We start from the raw sequence: 22,472 nt of genomic DNA on the forward strand, positions 1-22,472 counted from the left end.
GGTCCTTAGAAATTGACAATCGTCTGGATGACGATGGCATTGGCGATATCCACAAAGAATGCGGATACAAGGGGCAGCACGATAAAGGCAATAGGCGAAGGGCCATATCGCTTGGTTACGGCGGTCATATTCGCGATAGCGGTCGGTGTCGCACCCAGAGCGAAACCTCCGAACCCGGCGGCCAGAACGGCGGCGCGGTAATTTGATCCCATCAGCGGGAACAGTGCCCAGATAACGAACACGACTGCAAACAGCGTCTGAGCGGTCATGATCACCGCGATCGCAAGGCCCAGCTCAGCGATGGTCCACAGTTGCAAGCTCATCAAGGACATCGCCAGAAACGCCCCCAGCGCAAATTCCGAGATCAGCGCCAGCGAGGGCGTACGCGACACCGGCGGTGCATTCGGAGCAAGCGCGGAGCGCAGGTTTGCAATGACAATGCCCATGATCAGGCAGGGCACGAACAAGGGCAACTTTAACCCGGCGGCGGTGATCGCCTCACTCAGGATGTAACCCGAGATGATCGCAAGGTTTAGGTGCAGAAGCACGCGCATGATTGTCAGATGATCAATCTCGGACTTCGGGTCGACCTCATTGGGCAGGCCCACCGTATGCTCTTCCCCCGGCCGTTCGGGGCTGAGCTTGCGCCCTTCGATCAGCAGTCGCGCAATCGGCCCACCGACCAAGGCGGCCAGCACCAGGCCCAATGTGGCCACTGCAACCCCCAACTCGGTTGCGCCACTCAAACCAGTGGCGTCCGCAACTTCGGGAGCCCAGGCGATCGCGGTCCCGTGCCCCCCGATCAGCGCAGCAGACCCGAACAGTACCCCGGCTTGCGCCGGATATCCGAACATCACGGCCCCCGCAGCGCCGATCACATTCTGCGCAACGATGGTTAGAAGCGTCAAAATCAGAAGCAATAGCAATGGCTTGCCGCCCGCGATCAAATCGGACAGACGGGCGTTCAGACCAATCCCAGCAAAGAACAGAACCAATAGGAAATCTCGCGCGGTCAAGCCAAAGGACAGTTCAATGCCGAAACCAAGATACAAGGCCAGCACCACGAGCGAGGCCAAAAGGCCCCCGGTCACCGGCTCGGGGATGTTGAAGCTGCGCAACGGCGCAACGCGGGCGTTAATCTCGGCCCCCAACAGGTAAACCGCAAAGCCCAGTGTTGCGGTCAGGAACTCCGGAATTTCAACAACCGTACCCATCTGCGTCAGCCCTCGAGTCTGGGTGGGCATTCCTCGCCCACGACCGTGCCGTCATAGGCTTTTTCGCCGCAATTGTTCAGCGCGTGCCAGATGTACCCTTTACCATCTTGTGTAATTGCGACGATCCGATCGACTCCATAATGGATGTTCTTGGCGCCCATGAAGGCCTGCGCCTGCCCTGTTTTCAACGCATCGGCAAGCGCAACCGCGTCGTAGCAGTCAAACCATCCCGGCGCAGTCAATGGCTCGGGGTTCTCGACAGGGATGAAATCCACCATCTGATCCGGCATCATCTCAGTTTCGAAACAGGCCCTATACCGGATCGGAGAGCTGTCGGCGTCAATGGCCTTGAAACCAGTATATGCGATGGGTTCAGGAGCCTCCGCCCCTCGCGCCAGCAATACCACATCCTGGCCCGGGCGCGGCTCGACCTCATAATAGAACCCATAGACCTGCAGATAATACATCCCTGCCCCTGCCAGAACGGCAGAAATCACAAGGATCAGCGCAAGCAGTTTTCCAGTCATCGTTTACGCCGCCTCTTTCAAGTTCACAGAAAATAGGACAGGTTTCAAATCAGTACGAGCAGAAACGAGGCTACACGCATGGAAACCACCCTTGCCGTCGGATTTTTCGGCGCGCTGTTCGCGATCATGAATCCGATTACCAACCTGCCTGTGTTCCTGAGTGTTACGCAAGACCTGCCCGTTTCGGATCAACGCAAAGTGGCTGTGAAAACCGCGCTCTACTGCTTGATCCTTGGTGGAGCCTTCGCTGCGATTGGCAGTCAGGTGCTTGGGCTGTTCGGCATCAGCGTCGATGACCTGCGTGTCGCCGGTGGCCTTGTCGTCCTGATGATCGGGCTGAACATGCTGAACGGAAACGAAAGCAGCTCGCACCACGGGACCGACGGAGAAAAGAAATCCTACCCAGCCCCCGAGACGGTTGCCTTCTATCCCTTGGCTTTTCCGATACTGGTCGGCCCCGGCACGATCACGACCATGATCCTCTACACGCATCATATCAAGACGCCGGTCGAAGCCATTGTCTATGCAGGCGTATTTCTGTTTGTCGTCGCTTTGCTTCTGGGCACGTTCTGGAACGCATCGGCGCTGGCCAAACGGCTGTCCGACAATGCCCGTGTGATCATGAGCCGCTTCATGGGCATGATCCTTGCGGCCATCGCAATCAGCATGATCGCAGACGGCCTGAAGGCGTTGTTGCCCGGTCTGGCCTAGACGCTGCATCAAACCTTGAACCCGGCGGCCTCGGTCTGCACGAACGCATCGGCGCATTGCTTGGCCAAAGCGCGAACGCGACCGATATAGGCCTGTCGTTCGGTCACCGAGATCACGCCTCGCGCGTCAAGCAGATTGAAGATGTGGCTGGCCTTGATGCACTGATCGTATGCAGGATGCGCCATGATGATGCGCTTGCCCGTCTTCGGGTCATCATGTTCCTGCGCCAGAATGGACGCGCATTCGGCCTCGGCCTCTTCGAAGTGGCGCAGCAGGACCTCGGTATTGGCCACATCAAAGTTCCAGCGGGCGTATTCCTCTTCGGTCTGCTTGAAGATGTCGCCATAAGATAGCGGGCTGGGTGATTGCGGATCGTTGAACGGCATATCCATCACGTGATCGATGCCCAGTACATACATCGCCAGACGCTCCAGCCCATAGGTCAACTCGCCCGAAACCGGCGTGCAGTCGTGGCCCCCGACCTGCTGGAAATAGGTGAACTGGCTGACTTCCATACCATCACACCAAACTTCCCAACCCAGTCCCCACGCACCTAGCGTAGGGCTTTCCCAGTCATCCTCGACGAACCTGATATCATGCAGGTCCATGTCGATGCCGATCGCCTCAAGGCTGCCCAGATACAGCTCTTGCAGATCCGGCGGGCTGGGTTTGATCAGCACCTGATACTGATAGTAATGCTGCAACCGGTTTGGGTTTTCGCCATAGCGCCCGTCCGTCGGGCGGCGTGAGGGCTGAACGTAGGCCGCGGCCCAAGCCTTGGATCCCAGCGCGCGCAGGGTGGTTGCCGGATGGAACGTACCCGCGCCAACCTCCATGTCATAGGGCTGCAGGATCGCACAGCCTTTCGACGCCCAATAGGTCTGAAGCCGCAGGATAATCTCCTGAAATGAACGAGGAGCGCTTTTGGGTTCGGTCATGACATTTCCCTTGGACGCCATTTGCGCCCTGTTTCAGTGGGTTTGGCCCTTCCTATGCAAGCCACCAAGGGGCGTCAACGGGCCAAACGGCACTGGCTGTCGCTGAGCAGCCACACCCAGAATTCCCCGTATTCCGGGCATGGCCATCGGGTCGCGATTCCGCGTACTCTGCGGCAAAGTGAAAACACTGCATAAAACGGGCAGACAATGACACGCGTATTTACGGTAATTACATTCTTTCTCTTCTTCGGTCTTCGCGCCGCTTTCGCCCAACAAGACGCCGGCGTTTGGATCCAGATTGAGGCACAGCCCTCGCTTCGCGAAGCGCAGGAGCGTGCTCAGGCTTACGCAAACGCCCTGCCAGATGTGAACGGGTTTCGCCTGAACTCGGGCTGGTATGCCATTGTAATCGGGCCATATATTCGCGATGACGCCGAACAGGTATTGCGGGTCTACCGGGCTGAACGCCAGATACCGTCAGACAGTTTCATCGCTTTTTCCAATGCGCTGGCTCAGCAGTTCTGGCCTGTTGGAGCCAACATTCTTGAACGGGGTGTGATCAACGCACCCGTACAGCCGGAACAGCAACCAGAACAGCCAGCGATTGGTTTGAGCTTGCAGGACGCAGACGAAACGCGTTCGGAAGCCCTGCAGGGTGAACGCCTGCTGACTGCTCAGGAACGCAAGGACCTGCAGACTGCGCTGCAGGCGGCCGGGTTCTACAACTCGACCATCGACGGTGCGTTTGGTCAGGGTACTCGTCGCTCGATGAGCGATTGGCAAAGCTTCAACGGGTTTGAGGCAACTGGCGTTCTGACAACATTGCAGCGCAAGACGCTGATGGACGACTACAACGCACCGCTGATCAGCGTCGGCATGGCGCGATATTCCGACGTTCAAGCCGGGATCGAGTTGGACATGCCTCTGGGCGTGTTAGCATTTGACCGCTATGAAGCCCCCTTTGCGCATTTCAAACCCGCCTCGGATCTGGACGCTCAAGCGCTGTTGATCAGCCAGGAAGGTTCACCCGCCACCCTTCGGGCGCTGTATCAGGTGATGCAATCGCTTGAGATTGTTCCGCTTGATGGCAAACGCGCCTTACGCGGGAACAGTTTTACGATAGAGGGGCGCGGCCAGGGAATAACCTCGTACACTCAGGCGGCCTTGAAGGACGGGAAGATCAAGGGGTTCACTCTGGTTTGGCCTGAAGGCGATGAAGCGCGACGCGCCCGCGTTCTGGCCGCAATGCGCGCTAGCTTCACCCCAACGGATGCGGTGCTCGATGCCAGTGCCGGGGCAGAGGCCGAACAACGCATTGATCTGGTCTCGGGTCTTCAGGTCCGCAAACCGCGACTGTCGCGATCCGGCTTCTACGCCGATAGCAACGGGACAGTCCTGACTGTTTCGGAGGCTTCCGACAGCTGTAACCGCATCACTCTGGACGGTGGCCAGGAGGTTCAGGTCGCATGGCAAGACGCTGATCTTGGCGTTTCCGTTTTGCGCCCCAGCCAGACACTGGCCCCAATCAGCGTCGCCGAATTCCAATCAGACCAACCCCGTATTCAGTCTCAGGTCGCCGTTTCGGGCTTTTCTTACGAAGGCGCTTTGGGTGCCCCCACCCTGACCTTTGGCGAGATCGCCGATCTTCGCGGCTTGAACGGCGAAGATGGCGTCAAACGTTTAGCGCTGGCCGCGCAGCCCGGGGATGCGGGCGGGCCGGTCTTTGATGACAGCGGCAACGTGGTCGGCATGCTGCTACCCACCCCATCTGAGGGACGCACCCTGCCCGACTCGGTTAGCCTTGCGGCAAATGTCGATCGCCTGACAGAAGTCCTCAACAAGGCGGGTGTTTCCGGCCAAACCGCACAAAACTCGACCCAGATCTCACCAAACGAGCTAAGCCGCCGGGCCAGTGGAATGACTGTATTAGTTCATTGCTGGGACTGAATATCTGACATCACTGAAAAGGCGCTGGACCGAGGTGCAGCGCCTTTTTTCATGCCTCACAGAATTTCCGGCGTAATTCTGATCAGAGTTGGGCCGTTAGCAGTAAACGCCTTGCGAACTGCCGCCTGCATCTCATCCAGATTACCCGGTTCTGCCGATCGGGCCCCGAAGGCCTCGGCCAGTTTGCAGAAATCCGGATTGCGCGCGATCACCGCGTTGGGCGCGATCTGACTGCGCACCATGCTATCTTCGATCGCTTTCAGCTTGCCATTGTCCCACAGAATAATGGGCAGAGGCAGGCCCAACTCCACTGCGACGCCAAGCTCTTGCATCGTGTAGTGGAAACCATAGTCGCCCGCGACCACCGCTGTGGGTTTTCCACGTCGCGCCATGGCTCCACCGATGCCTGCGGGCAGAGCATATCCCAGTGTGCCGAACCCAGTTGGGTGATGCCAGTGATAAGGATAAGGCATGTCCCAGATCTCTTTCGAGACATAAGCGAACTGCGTCATATCCGAATAGATCATCGTCTCGACCGGCATCGCCCCGCGCAGCGCGTCGGACACCTGAACGATGCCCGGTAGTTCGGCGTTGATTTCCGCACGCCAGCGCGCGCGTGCCTCACTTACTTCATCCTGGGACCATCCGCCTGCCGGTTGAACCTTTTCGACGGATTGCCACAACGCATATGCGAAGCTTTCGCCATCAGCCTGAATCTTGACTGTCGCCCTATGGTGGTCGGACAACACTTCGGGGTCGAGATCAACGCGCACCAGCTGGGCGGAATGGCCCAATCGATCACGCCACAAATCAACCTCTCCCAGCTCTGCCCCGACAACAACAACAAGATCGGCCGAGGCGATCACCTCGGCGCTGCCCGGACGAGGCAACATCGATCCGAAATCCAGCGGATAGTTGGCCCCAACAAGCCCTCGTCCGGCAAATGTGGTGAAACAGGCAGCACCTAGCTCCGTCAGGATCTGCCGCCACAGGTTGGAGCGGCTACCACCGCCTAGAATGAACAATGGCCGCTGCGCAATATTGAGCAAAGACAAAACAGGAGCGACATCGGGCGGCAACGCCTTGGTACGCAAGGCGGGTTGGTTCGGGAATGGTGCCGGCTCAGCTTCAGCTTCCAGCTGAGCAATTGGGATCTGGATATGCTTGGGCCGTGGTCGCGACAACTCAAAGTCTTCGAACGCTCGTTCAACCAACCGATATGCGGCCTGCGCATCGTCTGCCTGGCAGGACCAGTCTGCCACGGTGTCCGCTGCGCCGCGTTGATCTTTCATCTGGTGCAACTGTCCACTCCGTGACTGAACATCGTCAAGGCAAGAGGACAACACCAGCATTGGAACTGAATCCGAATAGGCCTGGCCCATTGGCGTCATGATGTTGCACAGGCCGGGACCGGTGATCACATAAGCCACACCAGGCTTGCCAGAAGCGCGCGCGTATCCATCGGCCATGAACCCAGCGCCTTGTTCGTGGCGCGCCAGAACATGCGTTATGCCAGCTTCTTCGATACCACGGTACATTTCCTGATTATGAACGCCGGGAATTCCAAAAATCACATCAACGCCGCGATCTTTTAACATGTGCGATATCTGCGCACCAAGCGGTCGCTTCATTAGTCTCTCCAGAATTGAACAGTAAATATTGCGTAAACGGCAAGCAGCTCTAGCCGCCCAACCAACATACCTACAATCAGCATCCATTTCGCGCTGTCGTTGAGTCCGGCAAAGTTTCCTGCAGGGCCGATCTGATCACCCAACCCAGGACCCACATTGGCCAGTGCAGTTGCGGCACCCGAAACCGAGGTGATAAAGTCCAGTCCAGTCAGTGCCAGAGCCCAGGACAGCACCCCCATCGAAAGTGCGAAGAACATAAAATAGCTCATGACCGAGGTCAGAACATCGCGCCCTATGGGTCGCCCGTCATATCGCGGCACGAACACACCATGCGGAGACCGGATGCGGCTGATCTGCGTTTTGATCGAGGCAAACAGCAACTGATAGCGGAACACCTTGATCGAACATGCGGTAGACCCCGCACAACCGCCAATTAGGCCGATCAGGAAGAACAGCATGATCGGGAAGCTGCCCCAGCCCATATAATCAACGCTGGCATAGCCGGTACCCGAGATGATCGAAGTGATATTGAACAGCGACTCGCGGAACGCTTGTTCCCAATGGTGTGGAAAGACCGATGTCAGGAATATCGACATGAGAACCACAAGAACCGCAATCGTTGCCAGAAACGCCCTGATCTGACTGTCTTGCCAAAGCGAACTCGTATTGCCGTTGGCAAATTGGACATAGCGTACGAATGGCAAGGCCGCGAGGATCATGAAAACGGCGGCGGCGTATTCAGCAGGTCCCGAAAAAGTCCCGAATGATGCATCATAGTTGGAGAACCCGCCGGTGGAAATCGTGGTCAGCGCATGGACCAGAGCGTCAAAGAAGCTCATCCCAAGACCGGCATATACGAGAATGCAGACCGCTGTGAGAACGACATAGATCAGGGAAATCTGACCTGCAATTTCTTGCGCACGAGGAAGGATCTTCCCCATGGTTTCAAATCCTTCCGAGCGGAAGATCTGCATTCCGCCTACGCGCAGTTCGGGTAGGAAAACCATTGCGACAACGATGATGCCAATGCCACCCAGCCATTGCAGGACCCCCCGCCACAACAACAGGCCACGCGGCAGATCATCCAGCCCCGAGATCACAGTCGACCCGGTGGTGGTCAGCCCCGACATCGCCTCGAAATATGCATCAACAAAGCGGAGCTCGGTCTCGCCGAACACAAAGGGTATGGCGCCAAAAACCGGCAGTGCGACCCAGACACCCGAGGTCAACAAAAAGGTCTGACGGATGGTCAGACCCTCGCCCACCCCGTTCGAACAACTCATCGCAAGAACACTGCCAGTCAACAGCGTGATGACCGCGCTTTCAAAGAAAACATGCCACTCGCCCCGCCCCTCGATCATGTCGACAAGCATGGGCAGCAGCATGGTCGCCCCTAGAATGGCGACCAGCAGGCCAATCACATATCCGACCGGGCGAAGATCCATCATGACGGGCAGCGTTGGCGCGCCAACCCGACGGTGTCAAGCAGATGATCGGCGTTAACTGTCGGATTTTGCCTCAGAGCCCGGCATCGCGGGTGGCTTCGACGGGGCGCGTGCACGACGCTGCGCTGGTTTGGCCTGCTCAGCCGACGCAGCTGCGGGTTTCTGCGGCGCAGGCTTTGCCGCGGCAGGTTTCGGGGCCACTGTGACCTGAGGCGCAGCTTTTGCAGGCGCGGGCTTTACGGGAGCAGGCTTAGCTGCCGCAGGTGCCTTGAGCCCAGCTTTTGCCGTTTTTGCCGATGCTTTCGGCGCTGCGGCAGCCGGTTGTGCCTTGGCCTGCGCGGAGGATTTGAACTCCGCGACCGCCTTGGCCGCCGTTGATACTGGCTTGGCCGATTTCGAGGCGGGTTTCGCAGGTACCTTGGCCTTGGCCCGTGCTGTTTTCACAGCCGGTTTGGCCGCAGGGGTCGCCATAGGTGCAGCGGCCGCAACCTTAGGAGCCGCCGCTTTCGGCACTGGTACCACCGCGGACTTAGCCGCCGCCTTTGGCTTAGGTGCCGCTTTGGTTTTCGGCTCAGCTTTATGCTTTGCTGCAACCTTGGTTTTAGCAGCCGGCCTGGCTGGCTTTCGTGTTGCTGGTGTCGCCGCTTTGCGGGCAACCGGAGCGGGTGCCTCGGCTGTCTTCAGTCCGTGAAGAGGTGTCATCGGCAGATCAAAAGCCGCGCGGGTCATGATCTGCATGATCTCAATCTGACTGGCCATTGCGTAACCGGCCATCCGGATGGCCGCTGCCTGAAACTCAAGCGGTTGAGTAATCGGATTCATTGCATGTCTCTCCTGATAAAACCGAGGCAGCGGGAAAATGAGTAAAAGACCCCACCCGCCCCAATCGTCCGGGCGGATTTGCAGGTTGGCGGTCCAAGGCGTTGCACGTCCCGGCTTCCTTTCGGGCTGCACCATCCGGATTTTGCGGAGGTGCAGCAGCTGCACTCAGGTGCAACCTATCGCAAATTGAGGTGCAGATGCAGCATTATTTGCTGCATTGCGGCAAAAAAGCGCCCATGCGGGATTTATGATCGTTTTTCCAGTAGCTTCCGTGGGGTCAATCAGCCCACATGAAACAGCGTCGTGAACAAACGCGGGTCCAGGCTAGCAGTTTCGAACGTTGGACCTTCGGTCAAAATCGAGACCGCATCATGGCTGTGCAGGCTTTCCTGATGGCTGGCAATCACGCGGAAATCGCCGACATGATGATCGGCCTGCAACTCGGCGCAGAACAGACGCGCGGCATCTTCAACGAAAATGGGGTTGGCCGCATTCAGCTCAGCAAATGCCTGTTCATCCTCGCGCTTGACCATCACCTGCGTTTCGGTCGGCACCGCACGGCGACAGAGCGCGATCAGGTCCTCGAACCACAGGCAATCCGCGTTGCAATCTACCACGACCGAAATGCGCGCGACTGAGCGCTGCGAGTGCGGCGTTGCCAACTGCCCGCGTGTGGCGCGTGCGTGTTCGCTAAGTTCCAGTGAACAGGGGCATGTGGACGAATAGACATAGTCGAGATGCATGATCTTTAGACGCTCTCCGCCCCGATCAACCAGTTCCAGCGCGATGTCGTAATACTGGTAACCGGACAATCCCGAACGCAGGCTCTCGATCCGGTCGGGATAGGAAAACCGCATCTGAATCCGCGCATCCAAACTGTCCAGATCGGACAGATAGTCGTTCAGCGCTGCCTCCATCACCTCAAAACTAAAGGTGCGCTCGGCGTGCTTGTAGAAAGACCGCATGATCCGGGACATGTTGATGCCCTTCTTTTCGGCCTCAAGGCTGACAGATCCGGTGACCGAGGTCTCAAGTGTCAGCTCGGCACCGCTTTTGCGGTGGAACCGGATCGGCAGGCGAAAATTCGAGATGCCGACATGCTGGATCTGCTGCTTCGACCCCCGGATCAGGCTGGACGGCCCGTTCTGCAAATCGGGCAAGGTGGCCCTGTAGGCTACATCTGCCTCAAAGCTTTCGGGATAGTCGCGCGACAAAGCAGGATATTCCGCCTGAGATAGCCCCGGAACAAGCTGCGCCACCGCCGGATCAAGCTGGCTGATTTCGGCCGCCGAGGCCGATTTCGCCCATTCCCGCAGTACCTTTAGCGCTGCGGCGGCCTGATCGTGATCGGGTGTCTCGTTGATGTCGCGCGGATGAATGTTCATTGGCACGGATCCCTTGCTAGGCCGACGGTTATATACCACCGAGGTTTAATTACCAGTCCTGAACGATACGCGCGGGATAGCAGCCCGGATCGAAATTCGAGGCGAGAAATCGTCACATTACAACCAAAAGCGCCGGATCAGACGGTTCACACCCGCCTGACCATGAATTCCCGGCGCGGCGCTAGCCCTGAGATACCTCCAGCGCGCGCTGGATATCCGCCAGCAGATCCCCGGCTTCCTCAAGCCCGACCGACAGGCGGATCAGGCCCGGCGCAATTCCCAACTCATCGCGTTGTTCTTCGCTCAGGCGCTGATGCGTGGTGGTGGCCGGGTGCGTCGCGATCGACTTGGCGTCACCCAAATTGTTCGAGATCACCGGGATCGTGAGCGCATTCAGGAACGCAAACGCTGCGGCTTTGCCGCCCTTGATATCCAGCGACAGAACCGTGCCGCCTTTGCCGCCCAACTGATCCTGGACCAATGCGTTCTGCGGGTGCGTCTTAAGGCCGGGGAACAGTGTCCTCTCTAGTGCGGGATGCCCTTCAAGCGCCTCAGCAATCTTCTGGGCGCTGTCTGCCTGCGCATTCACGCGCAGCGCCATGGTTTCAAGACCTTTGACCATGATCCAGGCGTTAAACGGACTAAGTGCACCGCCGGTGTGTTTCATATAGGGTTCGACCGTGCCACGGATGAAATCCTTGGTGCCAATGATCACACCGCCCAGCGCGCGGCCCTGCCCGTCAATATGCTTGGTTGCCGAATAGACAACCACATCCGCGCCCTGCTCAATCGCACGCGAGAACACCGGCGTCGAGAATACGTTGTCTACGATTACAACGGCACCAACCGCGTGGGCCAGTTTCGACACACCGGCGATATCGATCACCTCAAGCGTCGGGTTCGACATGGATTCGAAGAATACCGCCTTGGTGTCAGGTCGGAGCGCAGCCTCCCATGCGACCAGATCGGTACCGTCCACAAACGTCACCTCAACACCGAACCGAGTCAGGATGTTTTCAAGGATATACAGGCAGGACCCAAACAGAGCTTTGGCTGAAACCACATGGTCGCCAGCTTTCAACATCGAAGTCAGCGCACCGTTCACAGCCGCCATACCCGAGGCGGTGGCAAAGGCGTCCTCGCCCCCTTCCAGCGCCGCAATGCGCTGTTCAAACATTGAAACGGTGGGATTGCCATAACGAGCATAGATGAACTCATCCGGGCCGCTTTCGATAAACCGGGCCTCGGCCTGCTCAGCGTTTTCGTAGACAAACCCTTGTGTCAGAAAGATCGCCTCGGAAACCTCATTGTACTGACTGCGACGGATGCCGCCATGGACGGCTTGGGTGCGTTTGTTCCAGCTCTCGCTCATCTCATTCCTTTCAGCCCCGCTTGGGAGGCAAACAAAAAACCCCAGACGCGGCCAAGCGAAAGGGGTCTTTCATCCTGACCTTTTAGCGGTGTTGTTTAACGTGGCCCGCAATCCGGTAACAAATCGCCACATGAATGAAGATGCCTTTACGCCCCGCCCCGGAACACGTCAAGCCCGACCGGTCACCGGTCACGCTTTCGTAACACGGCTGAGCGCCCTCTTGCCGTTTGTGCAGAAAACTTCATGATCGCCCCAAACTAGGGAGGCCCTATGATCGATCTGTATTTCTGGCCCACGCCCAACGGCTGGAAAGTGTCCATCGCTTTGGAAGAGATGGAGCTGCCCTACGAAACCCACTTGATCAACATCGGCAAGGGCGATCAGTTCGATCCCGAATTCCTGAAGATCTCACCCAACAACCGAATGCCTGCTATCGTCGACCCGGACGGCCCTGACGGTGCACCGGTATCCGTCTTTGAAAGCGGTGCAATCCTGATGTACCTCGCCCGCAAGACTGGGCGGTTCTACGGCAAAACCGAGCGTGACCGGATCGCCGTCGAAGAATGGCTGATGTGGCAAATGGGTGGCGTCGGCCCCATGGCCGGACAGGCGCATCACTTCCTGAAATACGCCCCGAAACTGGAGCCGCCGCAAGACCTGCCCTATCCAAAAGACCGCTATCGCTCCGAGGTCGGGCGTCTATACGGCGTTCTGGACCGGCGTCTGGCCGAAAATGAATTTGTTGCGGGCGATTTCTACTCGATCGCCGACATGTCGATCTGGGGCTGGGCGAGCTTGTGGGAGGGTCAGCAGCAGGTACTGGAGGACAAACCGCACTTCAGCCGCTGGCTTGATATGATGAGCGTCCGCGCCGGCGTTCAGGCAGGTCGCGCGCTGCATGCCGAGCTAAGGGGGGATCATCGGGACAGGTCAGCTCAGGGCGTTTTGTTCAAACGATAAGCTTTATTGACTGCGGCCGCTTTGAAACCAAAGTCTGGCAAAAGAGCTCAGAACGAAGAAGGAAGTTTTGCGCCTTTCCGTTGACAGCGCAAAACGCCACCAAGCTGCACCCCAATCCGGGTATGGCATGAGCCTTGCGGTTTACTGTAGATCAGGACTAGCTGCTTCAGACTTTTGGAACACCAGCAAGGTTATGAAAAGACCGGCTATTAGCATTGTGTGAGCTGCAGCCGTTACGCCAATAACAAAATAGCTGCCTACCATGAGCGAAAAGATAGCACTCCACATCCAGGCCAGCATTTGCATAAGCAAATGGGCAGTGGGAAGGGACTGATTTTTCAAAGGATTCTTAGTTTCATTCATTACTGAATCCCACGTCGATTTAACATTCGATACATTAGTCATGTTTCTACTCCCATACAGAAACCACTAGAGCCCACGGGAAACGCATGGGCGTATCTGGGACCCGCGCTGCCGATAGGTAGAGGTATGGGCCGACAACGCGAGCCGCCGTGAGTGGTAGTACAAAAGATACGCGCCAGCTGCGCTAGCGGACCAATATTGGCTCAGCGCCGCAAAAAGGGTTTAGCGCATTCGAAGTTCTATAACACCTAAGCCGTCCTCATCCCAACGGCAGTTTTGAGCGCCAATCCGCCCGCCACTTCCAACGCTCTTTGGAGATTTGCGGCTACCTGCTCCTCTTCGCCTGCCGCTGGATTGTCCATCAAATTTGCGCCCTGTTCATTGTCTTGAACTTGCAGTGCCTCGAATTCTCGTAACTCGGACAGAACCCGGAATAAATGTAGCGAATCTCCACGCGCGACATGCAGAGTCGCAATTCCCACTGGAAAGACTTAACTCGCTTCACTAAGGAAGAATTCGAACATCGCAAAAGGAAGACGCACGCAATGGCAAAGATCACCTATGTCGAGCATGGCGGTACCGAACATACAGTCGAGGTCGCCAACGGACTGACAGTCATGGAAGGGGCCCGTGACAACAATATCCCCGGCATCGAGGCCGATTGCGGTGGCGCCTGCGCCTGCTCGACCTGCCATGTCTATGTTCACCCTGACTGGGTCGAGAAAATCCCAGCCAAGGACGACATGGAAGAAGACATGCTGGACTTTGCCTATGAGCCCGACACTGAGCGCTCGCGCCTGACCTGCCAGATCAAGGTCACCGATGCGCTGGACGGGCTGGTTGTCCAGATGCCCGAAAAACAAATCTGATGCCTTCCTGGTCGGTCATGGCCCTAGCAATCGCGCTGGGGATTTGTCCGATCAAAGCTCAGTCACAGCAACCATGGCAGTATGAGCCATTGGAATCGGCGGAATACGCCGAACCCACCGCTCGATACCCGCACGGCGTGCTCGGTGATCAGATCGAATATGGCGCGCTTGTATTGCAATACGCACCCAATTCGGTGCGATACACAATCCGCCTGCCCAAGGAACGGGTCTTTGAAGATATTAAGCCGCGTCTTGTCGACATAGACAATGACGGCCGTCGCGAAGCGCTAGTGGTTGAAAGCCATCGTGACAAAGGTGCCCGGCTCGCAATCTACAACGGCGGCGGTCTGATCGCCGCCACCCCCTATATCGGAACCCGGAATCGCTGGCTTGCCCCTATCGGTGCCGCCGACCTCGATGGTGACGGCAATATCGAGATCGCCTATGTCGACCGCCCACACCTCGCTAAAACCCTGCGCATCTGGCGCTTTGAAAACGGCGTCCTGACCGAAATCCAGTCGATCCCCAGCCTCACCAATCACAAAATCGGAGAGGACTTCATCTCGGGCGGCCTACGTCAATGCGACGGTGCCCCAGAGTTAATCGTTGCAAACGCGAACTGGACGCGCATCATCAGCGTCTCATACCAAAACGGCTGGCAAACCGCTGATCTCGGCCCGCTCAATAAACGCGATGACTTGACCGCAGCGCTAAAGTGCTGATCCCGTTTTCATCTGGCCACAAATATCCTGGGGGTGAGGCCAAAGGCCGAGTGGGCAATGCCCCCTACTCGCAATCAATGAAGTCGGGCATAGCCCGGCAATCAGATCACAGTGCGCGCCAACCGATATCACGGCGATAGAAGCCTTCGGGCCAATCCACGCCTTCTACCATCGCATAAGCCCGGTCCCGCGCCTCTTGCAGTGTTTCCCCGCGTGCGGTCACGTTAAGAACCCGACCGCCTGTTGCCTGAACCTGTCCCTCAGCCACCTTAGTACCCGCATGGAAGACCATGTTCCGGCTGTCCTCGGGCAGGTCCTCCAATCCCTTGATTGCAGTGCCTTTCTCGTAGGTGCCGGGATATCCTTTTGCGGCCATCACGACGGTGATCGCGTGGTCCTCGGCCCAGTTCACGCGCGTCTCACCCAGCCGCCCTTCGGCCGCAGCGTGCATAAGATCCATCGCCTGCGCGCCCAGCCGCATCATCAATACCTGACATTCCGGATCGCCAAAACGCACGTTGTATTCCACCAGCTTGGGCTGACCATCCTTGATCATCAGCCCTGCATAAAGCACACCCTGAAATGGCGTCCCCCGCCGCATCATCTCAGCCACGGTTGGGCGCACGATCTGATCCATCGCACGGGCCTCAATCTCGGCACTCAAAACCGGGGCCGGAGAATACGCACCCATGCCGCCGGTGTTCAGTCCGGTATCCCCCTCGCCCACACGCTTGTGATCCTGAGCCGTGCCAATCGACAGGATATCCTCACCATCACAGAGAACGAAAAGCGAAGCCTCCTCGCCCTCCATGAATTCTTCGATCACAACTTCAGCCCCCGCGCCACCGAAGGCACCGCCGAACATGTCATCAATGGCGTCCAGCGCGGTTTGCTCATCCATTGCAACGATCACGCCCTTCCCGGCAGCCAGACCATCGGCCTTGACCACGATCGGGGCACCCTGCGCGCGGATATAAGCCTTGGCTGGTTCTGCTTCCGTGAACCGGGCATAGCCCGCTGTCGGCGCGCCAGATGCGTCACAGATTTCCTTGGTGAAACTTTTTGAGGCCTCCAACCGTGCCGCTTCGGCTGACGGACCAAAGACCAGAACGCCTGCTTCACGCAACCGATCAGCAACCCCCGCCGCCAAAGGAGCCTCAGGGCCGACAATTACGAAATCAATCGCGTTTTCTTCGGCAAAACTGACGACTGCCCCACCATTCTCGATATCCAGCGCAGCACAATCTGCGATCTGCGCGATCCCGGCGTTACCCGGCGCCACAATCAGGCGATCACATTTAGGGTTCTGCATCACCGCCCAGGCAAGGCTGTGTTCGCGCCCGCCGCTGCCGAGAATGAGGATATTCATGAAACGCTCCGATCTGCTTGGCCTTGCCTGCGCGGCGTTCTAAGCTGCGCAGAGATTTGACACAAGGCGCTGAAATGTCCGACCTGCTTGATGACCCGTTTCCGGGCCAAAACACCCCCGAATACACCGTCTCGGACATCTCGGGTGAGGTGAAGCGCACGCTCGAAGGCACGTTTGGCCGAATCCGTGTACGCGGCGAGGTTGGGCGGGTGTTCAAGGCGCGCTCAGGGCATCTCTATTACGACATTAAGGACGACCGGAATGTTCTGGCCTGCACCACGTGGAAAGGGCAGATATCAGGTTTGTCGGTTGTTCCCGAGGAAGGTCTTGAAGTTGTCGTCACCGGACGTCTCACAGCTTTCGGAGCCCAGTCGAAATACAATCTGAACGTCGATGAGGTCGCCGTCGCCGGCCAAGGCGCACTAATGGCATTGCTGGAAAAGCGCAAGAAACAGCTCGAAGCCGAAGGCCTGTTTGCGCCCGAACGCAAGAAACCGCTGCCCTACCTGCCGCAAATCATCGGCGTCGTCACTTCGCCCTCCGGTGCGGTGATCCGAGACATCTTGCATCGGCTGCGCGATCGTTTCCCGCGCAAAGTTCTGATCTGGCCCGTCGCGGTTCAGGGGGCAAACTGCGCCCCTGAAGTGACCCGCGCCATCGAAGGCTTCAATCAACTCACACCGGGCGGGGCCCTCCCGCGACCCGACCTGATTATCGTCGCGCGCGGGGGCGGATCAATCGAGGACCTCTGGGGCTTCAACGAAGAAAGCGTAGCACGCGCGACTGCCGCCTCAGAAATCCCTTTGATCTCGGCCGTGGGGCACGAGACCGACACCACCCTGATCGACTATGTCTCGGACCGCCGCGCGCCCACGCCAACCGCCGCTGCCGAACTTGCCGTACCGGTCCGCATGGAACTGCTGGCTTGGACCGGAGAACAAGGGGCCCGCCTGTCACGCGCGGCAACGGACGCCGTGCAACGACGCAGCCAGCGGCTGCGCGACCTGTCCCGCGCCCTGCCGCGCCCCGATACGCTGCTGGAAAGCCCGCGCCAAAGGCTCGACCAAATATCCGAGCGCCTGCCCAACGCGCTGATCCGGGGAGTTCAGAACCGCCGCGTCAAGCTGCTGGACAGCGCGGCGCGTCTGCGCCCCTCGACCCTGCGCAGTTTCGTGGAAACCCGCCGCGATCGCTGGCGCAATCTGTCTTCGCGCTTGTCTCTGCGCCCGATCCAGCGAGAACTGGAGACGCGACGCGAGACCCTGAACCGTCTGACTGACCGCCTGAACACAGCGCAGACCACAAGGCTTGATCGCCTGCGCCAGCAAATGGAGGCCACTGACCGCCTGCGCGAAACGCTGAGCTACAAGGCGACGCTCGGGCGTGGCTACGCCGTCGTGCGCGCCGACGGGGAAGTCATCACAACCAAAGCACAGGCCGCCGGTCACACGGCACTTGAGATCGAGTTCGCCGATGGTCGCCTCCAAACCGGAACACAGGGCAAAGCATCGACCAAAAAAACCAAACAGGCACCGCCTGATCAGGGATCGTTGTTCTGATCCATGCTGACGATCTGGGGCCGTAAAACATCATCCAATGTTCAGGCGCTCATGTGGTGTGTCGGCGAACTCGATCTGGAGTACCAGCGCCACGATCTGGGTCATCGCTTTGGCGGATTGGACAGCGCGGCGTTTCAGGCACTGAACCCAAACCGAACCATTCCGGTTCTAAGAGATGGTGACGGCGCACCGCTCTGGGAGACCGGTGCCATCCTGCGGTATCTTGCTACCAGATATGGGAACGAAACTTTCTGGCCATCAGATCCCATTCAGCGCGCACAGATCGACAAATGGGCGGAATGGGCGAAACTAAACGTCGCAATGGCGTTTACCGCCCCGGTATTCTGGCAAGTGGTTCGCACCCCTGCAAAACAGCGGGACGATCAGACAATCCGACAGGCTGTCATCGATCTGGAGATCAAGCTCACCATAGCGGATACTCTGCTTGCCGACTCACCCTATCTGGCGGGCGATACGTTCACATTGGCCGATATCCAACTCGGCCACGTGCTCTACCGCTACTACGATATCGAAATAGACCGCGCGACGCTCCCGCATCTTAGCAGATACTACGACACGTTAACCGAAAGACCTGCGTATAAAAGACATATCATGATTGGCTACGAAGAGCTAAGGCCACCCGACGCTTGACATCATACCCCGACATCCGGCCCGTAACACAGCATCTCTTCGCCAATATCCTCGGCCTCGTACAGCTCCGTCGCAGTCGGATCACCTTCGAATTGCGCGATCAGCCCGCCGCCGAACTCCGTGAACACCCAGCATTGCGGCGCCAGCTGATCCTCATAGATAAAGCAGATCTGATCTTCCTGCTCGTACCAGACCCCTTCCATGCATTTGCCATCCAGAAATGACCAGATCACACGACGATTAGGAAGATACCGCTCGACCCCATAGGCTTGCCCACCGAACCCGTAAAACAACGTCTTCCCACGGGTATACGCATCGAACTCAGTCGCAGTCAGAGGCGACTGCGCTACAACGGAATGCGCCACGAAGGTCAGCAGAATCATAATAGCTCTGAACATGTCTTCAGTCTGTCAGATGCTGCCACCGAGTGCCATTCAACCTTTCCGGCTCTGCCAAATCGGCAAGATAACTCAACGTCACGCCTTGATGCACCGCGGTGATCATGGCGATGATTGCCTCAAAAACATCGGGGATGCACCATGACGACACTTCTGTTTTGGATCGCGGGGGCCTGCGCGCTGGCCTACCTGCCACTAACCCCGCGCCCTGCCAGCGCCCTGCGCAGCACGCTGAAAACAGCGTCGGTCGCCCTGCTGGCCGGAATCGCCCTACTGGCAAATGCACCATGGCTTCTGATCCTTGCGCTCACCCTCTGCGCCATCGGGGATGCCCTTCTGTCACGCGAAACCGACAGCACATTCATGGCAGGCATCGGCACATTTGCGGCTGGCCATCTGGCTTATATTGCTCTGTTCCTGACCCATCCCGATAGCAACCTGGAACTGATCTTCGACCACCCCGCGACCTTCTGGTCCCTGATCATTCTTGGCATCGTTATGGCCACGCTGCTCGCCCCCCGCGCCGGAGACCTCAAGATCCCCGTCCTCGCCTATATCCCGATCATCCTGGGCATGGGCATAACCGTTCTGTCCCTTCCTGATACTGGTGTATTACGCTGGGCCTTGCCCGCCGCTATGGCCTTCATCGCCTCGGACCTGACCCTTGCGACTGAAAAGTTTCTGCTGCCCGCCAAGCACCCGGCCCTGAAGCTTACTCCCTATCTGGTCTGGCCGCTCTATTGGGGGGCGCAGGCCGGGTTTCTGATCACCTTCACCTGACCCTTTGCAACTGCCTTCAATCCGCATTAGGTGAGGGGAACACCTGCGGAGACCAAAAATGGCGTTTTTCTCAAAGCTCAAGGACAAGCTGTTCAAATCCTCATCGCGCCTCGAAGAGGGGCTGGATGCGATTGTCGAGGATGGCGGCGAGGAAACCCCAAATCCTGATCCGGTAATCCCTGAACCAGAGCCCGAACCGCAACCGGTTCCCGAAGTTCCGGAACCCACGCCCGCGCCGCAACCGGTCGAGCCCCCTGCTCCGATCCCAACTGATCCTACACCGGCGCCTCCACCCCCAGAGGTTCCAGAATCCAAGGGTTTGTTGGGTCGCCTTTTCGGCCGAAATGAATCCAAGACCGTCGTCCGCCGCACGTTGGACGACGACATGCTGGAACAGCTCGAAGAGCTTCTGATCGCCTCGGACATGGGCGTCGACACCGCCCTGCGCGTTACGTCCAACATGGCAGAGGGGCGCTTTGGCCGCAAACTCTCGACCCAGGAAATCAAACAGCTGCTGGCGCAGGAAGTCGCGCGTGTGATGGACCCTGTGGCCAAACCAATGCCAATCTACCCCAAGCGCCCACAAGTGGTGTTGGTCGTAGGCGTGAACGGCTCGGGCAAAACCACGACCATCGGCAAGCTCGCCAGCCAGTTCAAAGCCGCAGGCAAAAAGGTCGTCATCGCCGCCGGAGACACCTTCCGCGCCGCCGCCGTCGAGCAGTTGCAGGTCTGGGGAGACCGCGCAGGTGTGCCGGTTCTGACCGCCCCCGAAGGCTCCGACCCCGCTTCGCTGGCCTTCGATGCCCTGACCAAAGCGCAAAACGAAGGTGCCGACCTTCTGATGATTGATACAGCAGGCCGCCTGCAAAACCGCGCTGACCTGATGGAGGAACTGGCCAAGATCGTCCGCGTCATCCGCAAGGTCGACGACACGGCCCCGCACAACACCCTGCTGGTACTGGACGCCACCACCGGCCAGAACGCCCTTAGCCAGGTCGAAACCTTCCGCAACCTCGCCGATGTCTCGGGCCTCGTGATGACCAAGCTCGATGGCACAGCCAAAGGCGGCGTATTGGTCGCCCTCGCCGACAAGTTCGGTCTGCCGATCCACGCGATTGGCGTCGGTGAGCAGATTGACGACCTCGCCCCCTTCGACCCCGAAGAATTCGCCGCCGCCCTCACCGGCCTGCAAACCTGATCCGCCCCTTCATCTGGCCAATAATACCTTCGGGGGGCGTGGGGGGCAGACAGCCAGCCACTCTCTCCGCCCAAGCGAAAGCCCCGATTTGAGCGACTGGCTAATCTCCCTCGAAGGCACCGAAGCAGGCCACCACCTCGCCCTCGCCCTCGCGCTCATGGCGGCCTTCCTGCATGCAGTCTTCGGCGCGCTGCAAAAGGGGCGCCATGACCCGTGGATGTCGCGTGGGGCGATCGATGCCTGCTATTGCCTTATGGCGATGCCCTTCGCTTTTTTCGTCGTCCCATGGCCCGAACCATATATGTGGCCCATCTTTGGCGTCGTTTGGGTGATCCATATCGGCTACAAGGTCCTGCAGGCGATGGCCTATTCCAAAGGCTCCTATACGGTTGTCTATCCGGTCGTGCGTGGCACTGGTCCGCTCTTTACCGTAATCGGGGCCTATATTCTGTTTGGCGAGACGTTCACAGGTGTTCAATGGCTGGGTGTGGCCACTTTGCTGGCAGGTATCTTCGGACTCGCCGCCTATAACCTGCGCTATCTTGAGACCAATCGTGACACGCTACATATCGCGCTGTTACTGGCGCTTGCCACTGGCCTCTTTGTCGCGCTCTATACGACCTATGACGCCTACGGCATACGCGCTACAGCCGACCCGTTTACCTTCCTCGCGTGGTTCTTCATGATCGACGGAGCCGCCATGCCGATTTACGCCGCGCTTCGATACCGTGCCATGATTCACCGACCAGCACTCGGCCCTCTGATGCTACGCGGTTTTGTCGGCGGTATCGTCGCACCGCTGTCTTTTGGTGCGGTCATGTTGGCCACGCGGCTCGACAAGGTCGGAGAAGCCGCCGTCCTGCGCGAAACCTCAACCGTCTTCGCCGCGCTCATCGGGTGGCTGGTGCTAAAAGAAACCGTCGGCCCCAGGCGCATTGCGTTAATGGCATTGATTGCACTCGGCGCCGTAATAGTTGAAATGGGCGGGTAAGCAGTAGGTTGGAATCATGGCAGAGAAAAAAGACATCAACCCTTTCCTCAAACAGGTACTGGAACTTGGGCCTCCGCTTGCCTTCTTTTTCATCTACCTGCGCCTGCGTGATGACAATTTCGTGATCGGCGGCACCGAGTATTCGGGCTTTATCGTCGCCACCATCCTGTTTGTGCCTCTGATGCTGGCAGCCATGGGCATCCTCTGGTACCTGACCGGCAAGCTCAGCCGCATGCAGATTTTCACTGCGTTCATGGTGATTTTCTTCGGTGGCCTTACCGCCTGGTTCAATGACGAGCGGTTCTTCAAGATGAAAACCACGCTGGTCTATGGCTTCTTTTCTGCGATCCTTGGGATCGGTCTTTTGCATGGAAAGTCCTACCTGGCTTACGTTCTGGACGAAATGCTGCCCATGCGTGACGAAGGCTGGATGATCCTGACGCGCCGACTGTGTGCCTGTTTTGCGGTGCTTGCGGTCGCCAATGAACTTGTCTGGAGAACAATGTCGACCGACCTTTGGGTCAAGATCGAAACCTTCGGCTTTCCCATCGCGCTGATGGCGTTCCTGATGATGCAGTTCAGCATGCTACAACGCTATATGGATGACCCGGATCAGTAAC

Annotated in this window: 22 protein-coding genes and 1 riboswitch; of the genes, 11 read left to right on the forward strand and 11 right to left on the reverse strand. The window is 58.2% G+C overall.

Translation table 11 applies throughout. The features are described 5' to 3' along the window. Positions 1 to 5: 5 nt before the first annotated feature. A complete protein-coding gene (gltS, locus tag ACR3EJ_RS14860) occupies positions 6 to 1,244 on the reverse strand; it encodes a sodium/glutamate symporter (RefSeq protein ID WP_480423042.1) in 1,239 nt (412 codons plus the stop codon). Next, positions 1,220 to 1,741, reverse strand: coding sequence for a DUF6446 family protein (locus ACR3EJ_RS14865; RefSeq protein ID WP_170539027.1), 522 nt, complete (start codon positions 1,739 to 1,741; stop codon positions 1,220 to 1,222). Before ACR3EJ_RS14865 ends, gltS begins: the two co-directional genes overlap by 25 nt. Positions 1,742 to 1,819: 78 nt before the next feature. Here ACR3EJ_RS14865 and ACR3EJ_RS14870 point away from each other — a divergent pair, with 78 nt between their 5' ends. Continuing rightward, on the forward strand, positions 1,820 to 2,452 hold the full coding sequence (locus ACR3EJ_RS14870) for a MarC family protein (RefSeq protein ID WP_170539025.1): 633 nt from the start codon (positions 1,820 to 1,822) through the stop codon (positions 2,450 to 2,452). An 8-nt stretch (positions 2,453 to 2,460) separates the two neighbouring features. Here ACR3EJ_RS14870 and ACR3EJ_RS14875 read toward each other — a convergent pair whose 3' ends face one another. Beyond that, positions 2,461 to 3,390: a glycine--tRNA ligase subunit alpha gene (locus ACR3EJ_RS14875; protein WP_170539023.1), complete on the reverse strand. Its 930-nt coding sequence runs from the start codon at positions 3,388 to 3,390 to the stop codon at positions 2,461 to 2,463. 207 nt (positions 3,391 to 3,597) lie between these two features. Here ACR3EJ_RS14875 and ACR3EJ_RS14880 point away from each other — a divergent pair, with 207 nt between their 5' ends. Further along, positions 3,598 to 5,337: a serine protease gene (locus ACR3EJ_RS14880; RefSeq protein WP_170539021.1), complete on the forward strand. Its 1,740-nt coding sequence runs from the start codon at positions 3,598 to 3,600 to the stop codon at positions 5,335 to 5,337. Positions 5,338 to 5,393: 56 nt separating this feature from the next. Here ACR3EJ_RS14880 and ACR3EJ_RS14885 read toward each other — a convergent pair whose 3' ends face one another. The 5 genes from ACR3EJ_RS14885 to metZ all read right to left on the reverse strand — a co-directional run bounded on the left by ACR3EJ_RS14885 (position 5,394) and on the right by metZ (position 11,992). Then, positions 5,394 to 6,968, reverse strand: coding sequence for a thiamine pyrophosphate-binding protein (locus ACR3EJ_RS14885; RefSeq protein WP_170539019.1), 1,575 nt, complete (start codon positions 6,966 to 6,968; stop codon positions 5,394 to 5,396). After that, complete coding sequence (locus ACR3EJ_RS14890; protein WP_170539017.1) at positions 6,968 to 8,416, reverse strand: TrkH family potassium uptake protein; 1,449 nt, start codon at positions 8,414 to 8,416, stop codon at positions 6,968 to 6,970. The genes ACR3EJ_RS14885 and ACR3EJ_RS14890 overlap by 1 nt, the downstream gene beginning before the upstream one ends. Before the next feature lie 51 nt (positions 8,417 to 8,467). Then, positions 8,468 to 9,235, reverse strand: coding sequence for a hypothetical protein (locus ACR3EJ_RS14895; RefSeq protein WP_170539016.1), 768 nt, complete (start codon positions 9,233 to 9,235; stop codon positions 8,468 to 8,470). 281 nt (positions 9,236 to 9,516) lie between these two features. After that, on the reverse strand, positions 9,517 to 10,620 hold the full coding sequence (gene folE2 / locus ACR3EJ_RS14900; protein ID WP_170539014.1) for a GTP cyclohydrolase FolE2: 1,104 nt from the start codon (positions 10,618 to 10,620) through the stop codon (positions 9,517 to 9,519). A 181-nt stretch (positions 10,621 to 10,801) separates the two neighbouring features. Next, positions 10,802 to 11,992 (reverse strand): O-succinylhomoserine sulfhydrylase, encoded by a 1,191-nt coding sequence (gene metZ, locus ACR3EJ_RS14905; RefSeq protein WP_170539012.1) that lies wholly within the window; start codon positions 11,990 to 11,992, stop codon positions 10,802 to 10,804. Between the two features lie 62 nt (positions 11,993 to 12,054). After that, a riboswitch (SAM riboswitch) is annotated at positions 12,055 to 12,132 on the reverse strand. Between the two features lie 130 nt (positions 12,133 to 12,262). Here metZ and ACR3EJ_RS14910 point away from each other — a divergent pair. Beyond that, positions 12,263 to 12,952 carry a glutathione S-transferase N-terminal domain-containing protein gene (locus ACR3EJ_RS14910; RefSeq protein ID WP_170539010.1) on the forward strand — a complete coding sequence of 230 codons (690 nt, stop codon included), beginning with the start codon at positions 12,263 to 12,265 and terminating at the stop codon, positions 12,950 to 12,952. Between the two features lie 141 nt (positions 12,953 to 13,093). Here the strand turns inward: ACR3EJ_RS14910 and ACR3EJ_RS14915 are convergent, their stop codons facing one another. After that, positions 13,094 to 13,357: a hypothetical protein gene (locus ACR3EJ_RS14915; protein WP_170539008.1), complete on the reverse strand. Its 264-nt coding sequence runs from the start codon at positions 13,355 to 13,357 to the stop codon at positions 13,094 to 13,096. Positions 13,358 to 13,860: 503 nt separating this feature from the next. Between ACR3EJ_RS14915 and ACR3EJ_RS14920 the strand changes: the two genes are divergently transcribed. Both ACR3EJ_RS14920 and ACR3EJ_RS14925 read left to right on the forward strand, forming a co-directional pair. Beyond that, positions 13,861 to 14,184 (forward strand): 2Fe-2S iron-sulfur cluster-binding protein, encoded by a 324-nt coding sequence (locus ACR3EJ_RS14920; RefSeq protein WP_010439247.1) that lies wholly within the window; start codon positions 13,861 to 13,863, stop codon positions 14,182 to 14,184. Next, on the forward strand, positions 14,184 to 14,906 hold the full coding sequence (locus ACR3EJ_RS14925; RefSeq protein ID WP_170539005.1) for an FG-GAP repeat domain-containing protein: 723 nt from the start codon (positions 14,184 to 14,186) through the stop codon (positions 14,904 to 14,906). Before ACR3EJ_RS14920 ends, ACR3EJ_RS14925 begins: the two co-directional genes overlap by 1 nt. A 106-nt stretch (positions 14,907 to 15,012) precedes the next feature. Here ACR3EJ_RS14925 and purD read toward each other — a convergent pair whose 3' ends face one another. Further along, the gene (gene purD / locus ACR3EJ_RS14930) at positions 15,013 to 16,275 is read right to left on the reverse strand and encodes a phosphoribosylamine--glycine ligase (RefSeq protein WP_170539003.1); all 1,263 of its coding nucleotides are present in this window, start codon (positions 16,273 to 16,275) and stop codon (positions 15,013 to 15,015) included. Between the two features lie 74 nt (positions 16,276 to 16,349). Between purD and xseA the strand changes: the two genes are divergently transcribed. Continuing rightward, entirely contained in the window at positions 16,350 to 17,834 is a 1,485-nt protein-coding gene (xseA, locus tag ACR3EJ_RS14935) for an exodeoxyribonuclease VII large subunit (RefSeq protein WP_170539001.1), read from the forward strand. Positions 17,835 to 17,837: 3 nt separating this feature from the next. Continuing rightward, entirely contained in the window at positions 17,838 to 18,485 is a 648-nt protein-coding gene (locus ACR3EJ_RS14940; protein ID WP_170538999.1) for a glutathione S-transferase family protein, read from the forward strand. 2 nt (positions 18,486 to 18,487) lie between these two features. On the opposite strand, the gene ACR3EJ_RS14945 is transcribed toward ACR3EJ_RS14940, so the two are convergent. Next, positions 18,488 to 18,883, reverse strand: a complete 396-nt coding sequence (locus ACR3EJ_RS14945) for a hypothetical protein (protein WP_260025401.1) — start codon at positions 18,881 to 18,883, stop codon at positions 18,488 to 18,490. 141 nt (positions 18,884 to 19,024) lie between these two features. Here ACR3EJ_RS14945 and ACR3EJ_RS14950 point away from each other — a divergent pair, with 141 nt between their 5' ends. The 4 genes from ACR3EJ_RS14950 (at position 19,025) to ACR3EJ_RS14965 (ending at position 22,471) form a co-directional block, all read left to right on the forward strand. After that, positions 19,025 to 19,663 (forward strand): lysoplasmalogenase, encoded by a 639-nt coding sequence (locus tag ACR3EJ_RS14950; protein WP_010439232.1) that lies wholly within the window; start codon positions 19,025 to 19,027, stop codon positions 19,661 to 19,663. A 58-nt stretch (positions 19,664 to 19,721) separates the two neighbouring features. Further along, positions 19,722 to 20,861 (forward strand): signal recognition particle-docking protein FtsY, encoded by a 1,140-nt coding sequence (gene ftsY / locus ACR3EJ_RS14955; protein ID WP_170538996.1) that lies wholly within the window; start codon positions 19,722 to 19,724, stop codon positions 20,859 to 20,861. A gap of 88 nt (positions 20,862 to 20,949) precedes the next feature. Beyond that, entirely contained in the window at positions 20,950 to 21,852 is a 903-nt protein-coding gene (locus tag ACR3EJ_RS14960; protein ID WP_170538994.1) for an EamA family transporter, read from the forward strand. A 16-nt stretch (positions 21,853 to 21,868) separates the two neighbouring features. After that, on the forward strand, positions 21,869 to 22,471 hold the full coding sequence (locus ACR3EJ_RS14965) for an inner membrane-spanning protein YciB (RefSeq protein ID WP_170538992.1): 603 nt from the start codon (positions 21,869 to 21,871) through the stop codon (positions 22,469 to 22,471). The last annotated feature ends 1 nt before the right edge of the window (position 22,472 follow it).

Source organism: Ruegeria sp. AB11 (assembly GCF_056536325.1).

Coding starts and splice junctions, on each gene's coding strand:
- ACR3EJ_RS14920 (WP_010439247.1), top strand. CDS start 13,861: ATGGCAAAGATCACCTATGTCGAGCATGGCGGTACCGAACATACAGTC.
- ACR3EJ_RS14865 (WP_170539027.1), bottom strand. CDS start 1,741: ATGACTGGAAAACTGCTTGCGCTGATCCTTGTGATTTCTGCCGTTCTG.
- ACR3EJ_RS14895 (WP_170539016.1), bottom strand. CDS start 9,235: ATGAATCCGATTACTCAACCGCTTGAGTTTCAGGCAGCGGCCATCCGG.
- folE2 (WP_170539014.1), bottom strand. CDS start 10,620: ATGAACATTCATCCGCGCGACATCAACGAGACACCCGATCACGATCAG.
- ACR3EJ_RS14945 (WP_260025401.1), bottom strand. CDS start 18,883: ATGTTCAGAGCTATTATGATTCTGCTGACCTTCGTGGCGCATTCCGTT.
- ACR3EJ_RS14890 (WP_170539017.1), bottom strand. CDS start 8,416: ATGATGGATCTTCGCCCGGTCGGATATGTGATTGGCCTGCTGGTCGCC.
- ACR3EJ_RS14950 (WP_010439232.1), top strand. CDS start 19,025: ATGACGACACTTCTGTTTTGGATCGCGGGGGCCTGCGCGCTGGCCTAC.
- ACR3EJ_RS14940 (WP_170538999.1), top strand. CDS start 17,838: ATGCTGACGATCTGGGGCCGTAAAACATCATCCAATGTTCAGGCGCTC.
- ACR3EJ_RS14910 (WP_170539010.1), top strand. CDS start 12,263: ATGATCGATCTGTATTTCTGGCCCACGCCCAACGGCTGGAAAGTGTCC.
- ACR3EJ_RS14965 (WP_170538992.1), top strand. CDS start 21,869: ATGGCAGAGAAAAAAGACATCAACCCTTTCCTCAAACAGGTACTGGAA.
- ACR3EJ_RS14870 (WP_170539025.1), top strand. CDS start 1,820: ATGGAAACCACCCTTGCCGTCGGATTTTTCGGCGCGCTGTTCGCGATC.
- ftsY (WP_170538996.1), top strand. CDS start 19,722: ATGGCGTTTTTCTCAAAGCTCAAGGACAAGCTGTTCAAATCCTCATCG.
- ACR3EJ_RS14915 (WP_170539008.1), bottom strand. CDS start 13,357: ATGACTAATGTATCGAATGTTAAATCGACGTGGGATTCAGTAATGAAT.
- gltS (WP_480423042.1), bottom strand. CDS start 1,244: ATGCCCACCCAGACTCGAGGGCTGACGCAGATGGGTACGGTTGTTGAA.
- ACR3EJ_RS14925 (WP_170539005.1), top strand. CDS start 14,184: ATGCCTTCCTGGTCGGTCATGGCCCTAGCAATCGCGCTGGGGATTTGT.
- xseA (WP_170539001.1), top strand. CDS start 16,350: ATGTCCGACCTGCTTGATGACCCGTTTCCGGGCCAAAACACCCCCGAA.
- ACR3EJ_RS14875 (WP_170539023.1), bottom strand. CDS start 3,390: ATGACCGAACCCAAAAGCGCTCCTCGTTCATTTCAGGAGATTATCCTG.
- metZ (WP_170539012.1), bottom strand. CDS start 11,992: ATGAGCGAGAGCTGGAACAAACGCACCCAAGCCGTCCATGGCGGCATC.
- ACR3EJ_RS14885 (WP_170539019.1), bottom strand. CDS start 6,968: ATGAAGCGACCGCTTGGTGCGCAGATATCGCACATGTTAAAAGATCGC.
- purD (WP_170539003.1), bottom strand. CDS start 16,275: ATGAATATCCTCATTCTCGGCAGCGGCGGGCGCGAACACAGCCTTGCC.
- ACR3EJ_RS14880 (WP_170539021.1), top strand. CDS start 3,598: ATGACACGCGTATTTACGGTAATTACATTCTTTCTCTTCTTCGGTCTT.